The organism is Flavobacterium marginilacus, assembly GCF_026870155.1.
GTDB classification, from domain to species: domain Bacteria; phylum Bacteroidota; class Bacteroidia; order Flavobacteriales; family Flavobacteriaceae; genus Flavobacterium; species Flavobacterium marginilacus.
This window is the reverse complement of sequence record NZ_CP113975.1, coordinates 4,294,029-4,307,233: the sequence shown is the minus strand read 5'-3', so window position 1 is coordinate 4,307,233 and position 13,205 is coordinate 4,294,029. Positions and strand designations below refer to the sequence as shown.

Below are 13,205 nucleotides of genomic sequence, written 5' to 3'. Positions count from 1 at the left end.
CTTTGAAATAGTAAATAAAGATTTGAAAATAATCTTTTAATAAATAAAAAATATGATGAAGAAACATGTAATTACTTTGATCGTTTTTTGCCTGTCACTGAGCGTTGCTGCGCAAAAAGTATATGACGTTAAAAAATATGGAGCCAAAGGTGACGGAAAAACGAATGATGCCATTGCGATTCAAAAAGCGATTGATGCCTGCAGTGTTACAGGCGGACAGGTGTTGATACCAGCTCCGTTTACTTTTTTGACAGGACCTTTCAATGTGAAATCAAATGTAGATCTGCATATCGAGGGAGGTGCTAAAATTTTGGCAAGCCCGGATGAAAAATTATACACCGAAAGTGCTTTTCGTGCCAACAAAGGTGAGGGAACAATTTGGATTGGTGGCAAAAACATCGAGAATTTTACCATTAGCGGCAGCGGAAAAATAGACGGAAACGGAATTTCCTTTATGGGTGCCGAAGAGGAAGATGCTTATGTACTGAAACCTTTCAATATCCTGGACCCGCGTCCTCATGTGCTTACAATTATTGGAGGAAAAAACATTCGAATAAGAGATGTCCATATTGGAAATTCGGCCTATTGGACCGTTCATCTTATTGGGTGCAATGATGTTGTCATTAGCGGAATAACGTTGTTGAACAGCCTGAAAGTCCGCAACAGTGATGGAATTGATATTGACCACAGCAAGAATGTCCGCATCAGCGATTGTTATATAGAAAGCGGTGATGACTGCATCTGCCTAAAAAACAGAAGAGAATTTGAAGAATTTGGTTCCTGTGAGAATATTGTTGTGACCAACTGTACCATGACCAGCAGCAGCTGTGCCATCAAGATTGGTTCAGAGAATATGGATGCCATCAGACAGGTGATTATTAATAACTGCATTATTAAAAACAGTAACCGCGGTGTAGGAATTCAAAATCGTGATGAAGGAACGGTGAGCGATGTGATTTTTTCGAATATGATTATTGAAGGAAAATTAAAGACCGATACCTGGTGGGGAAAAGCAGAACCTATTTATGTAACTGCTTACAGTCGTGCGAGCGGCAACCACAAAGATGCCAACTGGCGTTTTCCAAAAGGAGCAACTGAAGGAAAAGTGGGGACAGTAAGCAATATTTATTTTACCAATATCCAATGTACAGGTGAAAATGGTGTTTATGTGAGCGGCGAATCGAAGGATAAAATTAAGAATATAGTTTTTGAGGGAGTGAGTGTTTCTATTGATAAAACATCCAATTTCCCAGGCGGGGTTTATGACCGCCGTCCTTCAAAAGCGGATGGTTTTGTAAAAGGCAGTACATCGGGATTTTATTTTGATACCGCAGAAAGTATAAAAGTTCAGAATTGTTCAGTGAGCTGGGGAAATAACAAACAGGACTATTTCAAACATGCAGTCGAAAGCAAAAATGTAGATGTTTTGAAAGTGAATAATTTAGATGGAGAATCGGCCTTTCCGGATAAATATGAAGCGGTGAAAAAGTAATAATATTTTAAATAAAACATTAAGTTTTTCTTTAAAATCAAAATATAATGAAAAATATTTTAGCTTTCTTTTGCTGTTTTTTTTTAATAGTCGCTCAGGCGCAGGATAACGATCAGAGTATTTTAACGCCTAAACCGGGGAGATTTCCTAAAGTTAATGCCGTTCGCGTTTTTGGAGTGCGTCCAAACAGTGAATTCATTTATAAAATTCCTGCAACTGGAGAAGGTACTTTGGTTTACAGTGTTGATAATTTGCCTTCGGGCTTATCTGTTGATTCCAGAAATGGTGTGATTACTGGAGTTTTAAAAGAAAAGGGTGATTTTACAGTCGTTTTAAAAGCGACAAATAAATTAGGATCCGATAAACGTGAAATGAAAATTAAAGTTGGAGATAAAATTTGTTTAACTCCGCCAATGGGATGGAACAGCTGGTATTCTTGGTCAGAATCCGTAGCCGATGATAAAATTCGTAAAACAGCTGTAGCTTTTGAAAAATTAGGATTAATTAATTACGGGTGGAATTATATTAATATTGATGATTGCTGGCAAGGTAAAAGAGAAGGAAAAGATCTTGCACTGCAATCCAATGAACGATTCCCTGATATGAAAGGTCTTTGTAATTATGTTCATAGTTTCGGTATGAAAATTGGAATTTATACAACGCCTTGGGTTAGTTCTTATGCCGGATTTACAGGAGGAACCTGCGACAATGCAGAAGGAAATTATGATGTATTTGCAATTTCGAAAGAAGACAGAAAACAAGTCAATCAAATATCAGGAAGTTATCCTGGGGTACACCGTAAAAATTTATCGCGAATTGGAGAATATTGGTTTTTAGACAAAGATGCAAAGCAATTTGCAGAATGGGGATTTGATTTTGTTAAGGTCGATTGGAAACCAAATGATATCAAGACTACAAAAAGATTTTCTGAAGATTTGTTAGGAAAAGGTCGTGATATCGTATTTTCGGTTTCTAATAATGCTCCAATTACAAATGCAGAAGGATTGTCTGCTTATTCCAATTTATGGAGAACTACTACAGATATTGAGGACAAATGGGAGAAAGTTCTAAGCATAGTTGATACACAATTCGAGTGGAGGCCTTATGTGGGACCAGGACATTGGAGTGATCCTGACATGCTGCAAATAGGGAATTTTGGAATTCCAAACAGCTTTGTCAAGAAAACAGTACCATCAAAATTAACAGCTGATGAGCAATATTCACAAGTTAGTTTTTGGGCTTTGCAGGCAGCTCCACTTATAATAAGCTGTAATTTAGATGAACTGGATGATTTTACATTATCTTTAATTACAAATAATGAAGTAATTGATATTGATCAGGATCCGTTAGGAATTTCAGCAGATAAATTTTGGTTAAAAAGTGATGAGATCAGAGTAATGTACAAAGCACTTTTTGACGGTAGTATCGCTGTTGGAATATTCAATACCACAGATTTAACAAAAGAATATACGCTGAAAATTGAAAGAATTTCATTTTTTGAAAAAATATAAAATCAGAGATGTTTGGCGTCAGAAAGATCTCGGAGAGTTCTCAGATGAAATAAAAGTTAGTGTAAATCCTCATGGAGTCATGCTTTTAAAATTATCGAAATAAGTTTTTTAAATATTTAAATATTGATACATTTGAACATGTTTCAACATAAAATCTACATAATGAAAAACAATATAATTACAAAAATTATCATTGGCGGTTTGCTTTTTAATGGTCTTTATGGATTTGCCCAAAAGACAAATTTAGAAGTAGACGTTACTAAAACAATTACCAAAATCCAGCCCACGATGTTTGGTCTGTTTTTTGAAGATATCAATTTTGCCGCCGACGGAGGACTGTATGCCGAAATGGTAAAAAACCGTTCCTTCGAATTTGATAAACCGTTAATGGGATGGGAGCAGCCTAATACAAAAAGGTCTTCTTTGAATATGCAGTCGGGTACTGCAGTTCCTATCAAAGTATCGGGAAATAAAACCAATACTAATTTTTGCAGAGTTCTTATAAATGATGACAAAGGATATACGATTATCAATGAAGGATTTAGAGGAATGGGTGTCAAAAAAGATGCGAAATACAATCTTTCTTTGAAGGCGGCTAATCATGACGGAGCCATAAAAAAAATAATCATTCAGTTTATTGATAAAGACAAGAAAGTTATTGGTGAAACCAGTATTGTGCCGGCATCAAATGAATGGAAATACTATACTGCACAATTTACAGCAACTCAGACTGAAGCAAAAGCAAAATTAAAAATAACTTTTGAAGGGACTGGAACTATTGATTTAGATATGATTTCACTGTTTCCGGAAGATACCTGGATGAATAGAAAAAATGGTCTGCGCAAAGATATTGTACAGCTTTTGTATGATATGAAACCAGGATTTTTACGTTTTCCAGGTGGCTGTATTGTAGAAGGAAGAACTTTGGCAGACCGTTATCAGTGGAAAAAATCAGTAGGAAATGTTGAGGATAGAAGAACGATGATGAACCGCTGGAATGTGGAGTTCAGCAATAAGCAGACTCCTGATTATTTTCAGAGTTTTGGTTTGGGATTCTATGAATATTTTCAGCTTTCAGAAGATATTGGGGCATCTCCATTACCTATTTTAAGCTGCGGAATGGCTTGTCAGTACAATACTGGTGAATTAGCTCCAGTAGAAGAATTAGATCCGTATATTCAAGATGCGCTGGATTTAATTGAATTTGCTAATGGAGCAGAGACGACAGCTTGGGGGAAACTCCGCACGGATATGGGACACCCAAAACCATTTAATCTTAAATTCATTGGAGTAGGAAATGAACAATGGGGACCGGATTATATAGAAAGGTATAAAGTTTTTGAAAAAGCAATTAAGGCAAAATATCCAAATATAACTATAGTGTCAGGAAGCGGACCATCTCCAGATGGCGAGCATTTTGATTTTGCTATGCAGGAACTTAAAAAGCTGGATGCCGAACTGATAGATGAACATTATTATAAAAGCCCGCAGTGGTTTAGAGAAAATGCTGCCCGTTATGACAAATACGACCGTAAAGGGCCAAAAATATTTGCCGGAGAATATGCAGCTCAAAGCCCTGCAGCTGATAAGTCAAGTAATAGAAACAATTGGGAATGTGCCTTTTCTGAAGCCGCTTTCATGACCGGACTGGAACGAAATGCCGAAGTGGTGAATTTGTGTTCTTATGCTCCGTTAATGGCTCATGAAGATGCCTGGCAATGGACACCGGATATGATCTGGTTCAACAATTTGGAAGCTTTTGGCTCTGCTAATTATTATGTTCAAAAATTGTTTTCTCTCAATAAAGGAACTGATTTATTATCTATTACTAAAGACGGACAGCCGCTGACAGGACAAAACAGTTTGTATGCTTCTGCGGTGAAAGATGTTAATTCTAAAGAAATAATTGTAAAACTGGTAAATACAGCTGCTACAGCACAAGAAGTTACTGTTGATTTAAAAGGAAGTAAATTATTGTCAAAAGGAAGTATAATTACGCTTACCAGCCCAAATCTACAGGATGAAAATACTTTTGCCTCTCCTAAAAAAATAAGTCCGACAGAAAGCGAATACAATTTGAAAGGGGAGAAAGCACAGCTTAATCTGCCTGCTTATTCGGTTATTGTATTGAAAATTAAGATGAAATAATAAATAATGATAGATACTAAAAAAGCTTCAGAGGAATCTGAAGCTTTTTTAGTTATTGGAAGTAAGTCTATTTTTTATCAGAAACAATCTCGACAGGCAGTGAGCCTTGTTCTAAACCTTCAGCATCTGCTTTAACGGTTATTGTGCCGTTATCTTTTACTGCTTTAATAATCGCGATTGCTTTTCCTTGATAAGCTCTTACAGCTGGGCCTTGGTAACCATCGTGGTTTATGATATTTCCATTGTCTACAGCAATGATTTTGCCTGAATCGGTAATTGTGAATTTTATCTGATTATCGGCATTAGCGCATCTGATTCCTTTTTCGTCAACAATGGTCGCGGTAATGAAGTTTACATCGTCCCAGTTGTTGGCAAGTACTGCATTGCTTTTGGTCAGGATAATTTTGGCTGGTTTTCCGGCAGAAGTGTGTTCTTCCTTGGCTGCAGCTTTTCCGTTGTTTTTTCCAATTGCTTTTATTGTTCCTTGTTCAAAAGTGACATTCCATTCTCTTGGTGAATCATCTGCCGGTTTTTTTAATGTTCCTAATGATTTGTCGTTCAGAAAAAGCTCTACTTCGTCACAATTACTGTAAACATTTATTTTGGCATTGTCATAAGTGTCAAAATCACTTGGAGTCCAATCAGAAATCCAGAATCCAGCCCCAGCATTATCTGATTTTCTCACAATATGCACCACAGGTTTTGATGACCACCAGCTTTCTCTTTGCAGTGCCTCCTGTTTCCAGTTTCCAGCTCTGTCAAACAGCCCTTGATTATTGGTGGTTTCTGGCCAGTCGGCTTCTCCCAGATAATCGTAGCCCGTCCATAAAAACTGCCCAGCCATATAAGGTTTGTCTCTCAAAGCCAGCCATTGGTTGATCACATGAGTGTTTTCGGTACCAATAACTTTCCAGGTTGGATGCTCTTCATGCGCGGCAATTAATTCGTTTTCACGGTAATTTTGCCCTACAACATTCATTTGTTCTGCAAAACCGCTAAGATATACTTTGGAATTTGCTGGTCTGAAAAGAGCCATGGTTACAGGCTTGGTGCTGTCGTATTTTTTTACAACATCTTCCTGCATTTTATAAGTTTTGTAGCCTTCAGGATAACTAAGGTCATCATGGATTTCATTCCCTATGCTGTAAATAACAATTGAAGGATGATTTCGGTCTCTCAAAATCATATCTCTCGTATCTTGTTCCCACCAGTCCTTGAAGTATAAATTATATCCTTTTTCGCCATTATGCTTGGCGGCTGTCCAGGTATCGAAAGTTTCGTCCATAACCACAAATCCCATTTGATCGCACAAATCAAGAAACTCTGGAGCTACAGGATTGTGTGAGGTACGGATTCCGTTCACACCCACTTCTTTTAATTTTTTCAACCGCTCTTTCCAAACGCCTAGTGGCACTGCAGCGCCAACAGCACCTCCGTCGTGATGAAGGCAGACTCCTTTTATTTTGTAATTTTTATTATTCAGCCAAAAACCGGTTTCGGCTCTAAATTCGGCATTTTTTATTCCAAATGTAATCGTTTGGCTGTCAATAAGTGTTTTGCCGGAATATAGTTTGGTTACCGCAGTATAGAGATTCGGGGCTTCAATATCCCATAATTTAGGATTTTGAATTTCAATATCTTTAGATAAATTGCTTGTTTTATCAATATTCTCTTGACTCTCGATTGATTTAACAGCCTTTCCTTTGCTGTCAATAATATCAATCTGTAATTTATAAGTTCCGGCAGCACCGCTGTTTTCTATCTCAGTTTTAATATTTACAATGGCTTTTTGAGTCGTCGCATTTGGAGTTGTAATCTGTGTCCCCCAATGTTTAAAATGTGTAGTATTTACAGCAGTTAATCGTACATGACGATAAATTCCGGCACCGGTATAATAACGGGAAGCAGGCTGAATTGAATTATCAGCTCGAACTGCAATTACATTGGTTTTGTCTTTTCCAAAATTTAAATAAGGAGTAAGATCATACGTGAAACTGATGTAGCCATAAGGGCGTCTGCCTAAATGGGTACCGTTAATCCATACATCGCTGTTTGCCATGACACCATCAAATTCTATGGAAAACATTTTATTAGCGTCGGTAGAATCTAATTGGAAGGTTTTGCGGTACCAACCAATTCCTGCTGGCAGATAACCGCCGCCACGGGCAGACGGGTTTTCTCGGTCATAAGGACCTTCGATACTCCAATCGTGCGGCACATCAAGTGTTTTCCATGTTTTGTCGTCAAATGTCGGTTTTTCGGCATTAGCGATTTCTCCTGTTTTAAACTGCCAGCTGGCATCAAAGGGGATTGTTTTTCGTCCTTGAGAAAAAACGGCTGTCGTTGTAAATACCAAAACAAATAAGAAGCAGCGTATAAATAGCTGCACCTTTGTTTTTTTTAAATCCTTCATTCTTTTGGGGTTTAAGTTTTTAAAATTCTTATTTTAAAATCAGATTAATCTTTTTTAATTCTTCTTCGCTGAAAGCGGTATTTTCTAAGGCTTTAATTGAATCTAAAATTTGCGCAGGTCTGCTGGAACCAATTAATACCGAAGTCACTCTAGGGTCACGTAAAATCCAGGCCAATGCCATTTGTGCTAATTTTTGACCTCTTTCTTCTGCAATAGTATTTAATGCTTTGATTTTATCCAGCCTTTCAGTGGTAATGTGACTTGCATTCAAAAATTGTCCGCTGGTAGCAACTCTTGAGTCAGCAGGAATTCCATTTATATATTTATCGGTTAGTAATCCCTGTGCTAATGGAGAAAAAGGGATACAGCCTACTTGTTCTTTTCCTAATAAATCCAAAAGTCCGTCTTCAATCCAGCGTTCGAACATCGAATATTTTGGCTGGTGAATTAAGCAGGGAGTTCCCATTTCTTTCAATATTTTAAAAGCCTTTGCAGCTTCGGCCGGGCGATAGTTAGAAATACCAGCATATAAAGCTTTTCCCTGCTGTACGATTAAGTTCAAAGCTGCCATTGTTTCTTCCAAAGGAGTTTCCGGATCTGGTCTGTGGTGGTAAAAAATATCCACATATTCTAAATCCATTCTTTTTAAGCTTTGGTCTAAACTGGAAACTAAATATTTCTTGGATCCCCAGTCACCATAAGGACCGTCCCACATAGTGTAGCCGGCTTTGGATGAAATAATCATTTCATCTCTATAATTTTTGAAATCAGTTTTTAAAATTTTCCCAAAACATTCTTCTGCCGATCCTGGAGGCGGGCCATAATTATTAGCAAGATCAAAATGGGTAATTCCACTATCGAAAGCTGTTTTTATTAAGTTTCGGCTGTTTTCAAAATCGCTGTTTTGTCCGAAGTTGTGCCAAAGGCCTAGTGAAAAGGCTGAAAGTTTAAGCCCTGAATTTCCGCATCTGCGGTATTCCATATCGGCATATCTGTTTGCGGCTGGCTGGTATGTCATTTTTTTTAGTTTACGTAATCGTTTACGGTGATTAATTAATTTTTTTTAGTTCTTATTTGATGATTGCCTTAGAATTAAAGCTGGTGTTAGTATTCGTCTTTGCAGGTTTATTTTTTCTCCTTTCTTTGAAATTAATTCATAGATGAGATTGAATGCTTCTTCGCCCATCTGGACAGTTTTTTGGTCTACAGTCGAAAGGGAAGGCGTAATATGTTCACTGAATAAATCATTGCAGAAACCCATTACTCCAAATTGATTAGGCACATTAATTTCTCGTTCTTTTAATTCCTTTAAAGCACCAAGCGCCGTAAAATCTTCTGTGGCAAAAACGGCATCTGGTTTTTTTTCTAATTCTAAAAAATACTGCACGCCTTTTCTCCCGGCTTCAATACTGATGTCTCCGCTGTAAATCAGATTTTGGTCAAAATTAATATTGTACTCATTTAAAGCTGCTTTATAGCCTCGGATTCTTTCTGTGAAAGCTTTAATTTGCTGTGGGCCCGAAATATGAGCAATTCTTTGATATCCTGATTTTATAAGGGATTCAGTTGCCATGAAGGCTCCCATATAATCATCAGTGCAGACGGACGAAATTTCTAGATCATCATTGGTACGGTCAAAAAAAGCAATTGGAATATTTTTCTTTTTGACCGATTCGAAGTGTGAAAAATCGGTTGTGTTTTTAGAAATTGAAACTAAAATCCCATCAACTCTTGCTCCAATAAATGTATCAATTCCTTTTTTTTCAAACTCTTCGTTTTCGTTGGACTGATAAATAAGAACATCATAACCGTGCTGGCTGGCTAAATTTGAAATGCCATGAATTACTGATCCGAAAAATAAATGTTCAGCAGTTGGAATTAGTACTCCAATAATTTTTGTTTTTCCCGAACGCAATGAAGAAGCAATTTTATTAGGTCTGTAGTCAAGGCGTTCTGCAGCAGCTTTAACTTTTTTCTTGGTGGATGCGCTTATTTCCGGATGATTGCTTAATGCACGAGAGACGGTCGCCGGAGCGATGCCTAATTCTTTTGCAATGTCGTTAATAGTAATTTTTGTTTTCATTTTTCCGTAATCGATTACGAAAATAGATTATTATTTTGAATTTACCAATTCGTTCTGCTTGAAAAAAACTGCTGATTTAGAAAGCAGTCTTTAAGTGCAGATTCCAATTGTCTTAATACTATTTATCTTATACTATTATTTGGGTTTCTTATAGATGAAAATTCGGTATTGATACCTTTTTTTTGATTTGAAATGTAGTGTCATCGTAAGTTTATAATAGAAAAGAAATCCTAACGCTGGATTGTTTTCAGGATACTGCTCCAAATTAATATGTCACAAGTTTTAAATTGACTTTTTATAGAGAGCTATGAAAGTGCTGCGATATATTAACTGGAAGCATAAAATAAAAGCTGACCTGTAAAATGCTTTTATAGAGGAAGAGGAGGTTTAGCCAGAAAATTTACGATCAAGGAACCAATAAAAAACATAAAAAAATGGAAAATTCAATCAGCTTAGAAAAACAAAAATGCCCTTATCTTGCTGAACAAGCATCAGCAACAGCGATAATTCCAGACATTACAACGCCGCTTGTATCAGCAACAAATCAGCCGCCAGTCATTGGTACTTCAAATCTGGGACTTTTAAATAATTTTATTGGTACTTGGAACAGCCCGACTGGAGCTGATGCTGCAGGTTACAATGTTATGCCTTTGCCTCAGACAGATGCTCCAAATGGCTACATCACTAAAAATTTTCCTTATTTTGAAGAAATTTCATTTTCGGCAATAGCCGGCGGAGCGCCAAACAGGGAAGGGCAGTTTACACAGTCCAGCGGTGTACTGTTTTATGAACAAAGAGTATACATAGCAGACAACGCCGATCCAAGCGGATCACAGCCAATTGAGAACACCTTGATTCATGCTGAAAATGGGACTTGGCTTTATCATGCTATACAAAATCAAATGGAAGGACCTTATGGACCAGGGACTGTTCCTGTCACAAATCCAATTCCAGTACAAAATCCAGCAACTCAATATAACAAACAAATTTCGGTGCCTCATGGTGTTTCCGTTTTGATGACGGGAGGACCGGTTGTATCTGGAACAGGAAATCCGGTTTTTCCAATAGCCGATAGAACTAAATTACCTTTTACGGATTCTTCTATAATTGATCCATCAACTTATTTGACACAGCAATTAAAAGGATTGAATAGTAAAGGTATTACTGTCGAGAGTTACTCAAGCATTACGGTTAGTACTACCAATGAAGGCGGTGCGGTAAGTAATATAAATTTTGAAAATTCCTTTGGGAAAGTGATTTCGATGGACACTACTTGGTATGTTGAAACTTTGAGTAATGGAAAAGTGCAGCTGCAGTACATTCAAAATATTGTTTTACAGTTTTTAATAAATGGTTTACCGACCCAATTTTTACATATTGATGCAAACACCTTACAGCTGGTAGAAACGTTTACTCAAGTGAATGCAAAACAGCCATGGCAGGAAACAGGAGTTACCGTACAGCCAGGAAGTCAGGTAACAGTAAGTTACAGTTCTGGTCAATGGACTGCAGATCCAGAAACAAATGGCGGCAATTTGTATGGAGCAGATGGATGCCCTGGTATTATCGTGACCCAGTCAGGTTATCCAATTCAAAATGTAAATATGGGATCTCTTATAGGACAAGTTGGGTCTAATGCTCCTTTCTATATTGGAAACGGTCCCGTTACAACTCCCGCAGGGGAAAGCGGAGCCTTAAAATTATGCATCAACGATGATTTAAATGGAGAATACGGAGCTGGATTGACTGACAATATTGGAAGTTTACAGGTGCGTATAAAAGTGTAAGAAGAACAAATGTGATGCTTAATTTAGAAAATCAAATAATGAAATCTACAAAAGAATTTACAGTTGCAGATTATCTGCTCACTCGGCTCAAGCAATTAAATGTTACCGAAATTTTTCAAATACCAGGTGATTATGTCAAGCACTTTACACAAGCCCTGGAAAATTTTGATGGAATCAAAACCATTGGAACTTCCAATGAATTAGACGCTTCTTATGCTGCAGATGCTTATGCACGTACCCGCGGGCTGGCTGCTGTATCCCTGCAGTATGGGGTAAGTACTTACAGCGCATTAAATGCTATTGCAGGAGCTTATGTAGAGCGCAGTCCTGTTGTGGTAATTAGTGCCACTCCCGGAGCAGATGCACGCCAGATCGGGAGTATGTACAATGTGCTTTATCATCATTCTACGGGTAATCTCAACGCGGATCAGGAAATTTACGAAAGAGTAACTGTTGCTGCCGAGACCTTGAGCAGTTCTGTAGATGCTCCAGAAAAAATCGATAAATTAATCATTACTGCACTTACGCACCAGCGTCCTGTATACATTGCATGTTATAAAGAGGTGTGGGGTGAGCCTTGCCCAAAGCCTTCAGATAAAAAATTAAAGCCTCAGATAATCAAAAGTGAAGCGGCGGCACTTGAGAATGCTGTTTCTCAAGCCTGGACTCAAATTACTGAGGCAAAATCGCCTTTGATTTTTGCAGGCGTAGAGATTTTGCGGCACAATTTGTCCAGTCAGCTGGAAGAATTTATCAAATATAGCGGTATACTGTACACTACTACTTCACTGGGAAAAACGGTTCTGGATGAGGAGGGAGATAAATTTATTGGAACCTATTCAGATCAGGCATCTATACCCGAAGTGATAAAACTGGTCGAAGCTTCTGATTGTATCCTGTCTTTAGGGACGATTATTACAGATGATTATTTGTGGCTGGTAGAAAATAAGTTTTCGGATATGATTCAGGCAACCACAGAAGAAATGCGTGTTGGTTATTTTACGTATAATGATGTAACCTTAAAAGATTTTATTGAAGCATTAATAAAACGTTTTAAAAAAGCGGCAGAATATCCTTTAAAATCGGTGGCACCACCTCAGCCAAAATTTCCAGAGCCTTGGAAATCTAATTCGGATCCTAAATATGATAACACCCCCGAAGTAATAACATTCAATCGCTTTTTTGAAAATACGGTTTCTTTCTTGGAAAAGAACAAAATGCTTGAAGACATTGTCATGACTTTTGGCGTAAGCTCATCTATGTATGTGGCTACCAATATTTACGGATTATCAAAAAATGCTTTTATTTCTTCGGCAGCGTGGCAGTGTATTGGTTTTGAAACTGGTGCAGCTTCGGGTGCTCAGCTTGGAAGCGGCAAGCAGGCTTGGACTGTAGCCGGAGATGGCGGTTTTATGATGATTGCACAGTCACTTTCGACTCTTGTAAGATACAATATCAACTCTGTGATATTTGTCATGAGTAACGGGGTATATGCTATTGAGCAGGTATATGTAGACATGGACTCGTTTAAGGCGGGACCAGAACATAAGTTTGATGAATTTGATATCCTTCCAAAATGGGATTATCAGGCACTTGCCAAAGCATTTGGCGCAAACAGTTACCGAGCCGAAACCGTAACAGAGTTAAACGAAGTACTTCTTGAACTCAAGAAAAAAACGAATCTTCCAAGTTTGGTAGAAATTGTAATTCCTCAAAAAGATCTGGCACAGCAAATGTCAAGATTGGGTAACGAATAAACAAAAAAACAAAA

General features: G+C 37.7%; 9 protein-coding genes. 6 read left to right on the top strand and 3 right to left on the bottom strand.

Annotated features, from left to right (window positions below):
- Positions 1-52 precede the first annotated feature (52 nt).
- Genes OZP07_RS17900 through OZP07_RS17890 form a run of 4 tightly spaced genes read left to right on the top strand, consistent with a single transcriptional unit; the run spans position 53 to position 5,151 of the window.
- On the top strand, positions 53-1,492 hold the full coding sequence (locus tag OZP07_RS17900; RefSeq protein ID WP_194642098.1) for a glycoside hydrolase family 28 protein: 1,440 nt from the start codon (positions 53-55) through the stop codon (positions 1,490-1,492).
- 47 nt (positions 1,493-1,539) lie between these two features.
- Positions 1,540-3,003: a putative Ig domain-containing protein gene (locus OZP07_RS17895; RefSeq protein WP_281636180.1), complete on the top strand. Its 1,464-nt coding sequence runs from the start codon at positions 1,540-1,542 to the stop codon at positions 3,001-3,003.
- Complete coding sequence (locus OZP07_RS22280) at positions 2,972-3,106, top strand: hypothetical protein (protein WP_432419539.1); 135 nt, start codon at positions 2,972-2,974, stop codon at positions 3,104-3,106. Before OZP07_RS17895 ends, OZP07_RS22280 begins: the two co-directional genes overlap by 32 nt.
- Before the next feature lie 59 nt (positions 3,107-3,165).
- A complete protein-coding gene (locus OZP07_RS17890) occupies positions 3,166-5,151 on the top strand; it encodes an alpha-L-arabinofuranosidase C-terminal domain-containing protein (RefSeq protein ID WP_281636179.1) in 1,986 nt (661 codons plus the stop codon).
- Positions 5,152-5,218: 67 nt separating this feature from the next.
- On the opposite strand, the gene OZP07_RS17885 is transcribed toward OZP07_RS17890, so the two are convergent.
- Genes OZP07_RS17885 through OZP07_RS17875 form a run of 3 tightly spaced genes read right to left on the bottom strand, consistent with a single transcriptional unit; the run spans position 5,219 to position 9,647 of the window.
- Positions 5,219-7,564, bottom strand: coding sequence for a glycoside hydrolase family 2 TIM barrel-domain containing protein (locus OZP07_RS17885; RefSeq protein WP_281636178.1), 2,346 nt, complete (start codon positions 7,562-7,564; stop codon positions 5,219-5,221).
- 28 nt (positions 7,565-7,592) lie between these two features.
- Positions 7,593-8,582, bottom strand: coding sequence for an L-glyceraldehyde 3-phosphate reductase (gene mgrA, locus OZP07_RS17880; RefSeq protein ID WP_194642102.1), 990 nt, complete (start codon positions 8,580-8,582; stop codon positions 7,593-7,595).
- Between the two features lie 45 nt (positions 8,583-8,627).
- Positions 8,628-9,647: a LacI family DNA-binding transcriptional regulator gene (locus OZP07_RS17875; RefSeq protein ID WP_281636177.1), complete on the bottom strand. Its 1,020-nt coding sequence runs from the start codon at positions 9,645-9,647 to the stop codon at positions 8,628-8,630.
- 434 nt (positions 9,648-10,081) lie between these two features.
- Between OZP07_RS17875 and OZP07_RS17870 the strand changes: the two genes are divergently transcribed.
- Together OZP07_RS17870 and OZP07_RS17865 are read left to right on the top strand one after the other, a co-directional pair.
- Positions 10,082-11,434 (top strand): heme-binding protein, encoded by a 1,353-nt coding sequence (locus OZP07_RS17870; RefSeq protein WP_194642104.1) that lies wholly within the window; start codon positions 10,082-10,084, stop codon positions 11,432-11,434.
- Between the two features lie 38 nt (positions 11,435-11,472).
- Positions 11,473-13,191 carry an alpha-keto acid decarboxylase family protein gene (locus OZP07_RS17865; RefSeq protein ID WP_194642105.1) on the top strand — a complete coding sequence of 573 codons (1,719 nt, stop codon included), beginning with the start codon at positions 11,473-11,475 and terminating at the stop codon, positions 13,189-13,191.
- Positions 13,192-13,205: the final 14 nt, after the last annotated feature.

What these genes read in the sequence shown, in the direction of transcription:
- OZP07_RS17900 (WP_194642098.1), top strand. Translation starts at nt 53, where the DNA reads ATGATGAAGAAACATGTAATTACTTTGATCGTTTTTTGCCTGTCACTG.
- OZP07_RS17895 (WP_281636180.1), top strand. Translation starts at nt 1,540, where the DNA reads ATGAAAAATATTTTAGCTTTCTTTTGCTGTTTTTTTTTAATAGTCGCT.
- OZP07_RS17890 (WP_281636179.1), top strand. Translation starts at nt 3,166, where the DNA reads ATGAAAAACAATATAATTACAAAAATTATCATTGGCGGTTTGCTTTTT.
- OZP07_RS17885 (WP_281636178.1), bottom strand. Translation starts at nt 7,564, where the DNA reads ATGAAGGATTTAAAAAAAACAAAGGTGCAGCTATTTATACGCTGCTTC.
- mgrA (WP_194642102.1), bottom strand. Translation starts at nt 8,582, where the DNA reads ATGACATACCAGCCAGCCGCAAACAGATATGCCGATATGGAATACCGC.
- OZP07_RS17875 (WP_281636177.1), bottom strand. Translation starts at nt 9,647, where the DNA reads ATGAAAACAAAAATTACTATTAACGACATTGCAAAAGAATTAGGCATC.
- OZP07_RS17870 (WP_194642104.1), top strand. Translation starts at nt 10,082, where the DNA reads ATGGAAAATTCAATCAGCTTAGAAAAACAAAAATGCCCTTATCTTGCT.
- OZP07_RS17865 (WP_194642105.1), top strand. Translation starts at nt 11,473, where the DNA reads ATGAAATCTACAAAAGAATTTACAGTTGCAGATTATCTGCTCACTCGG.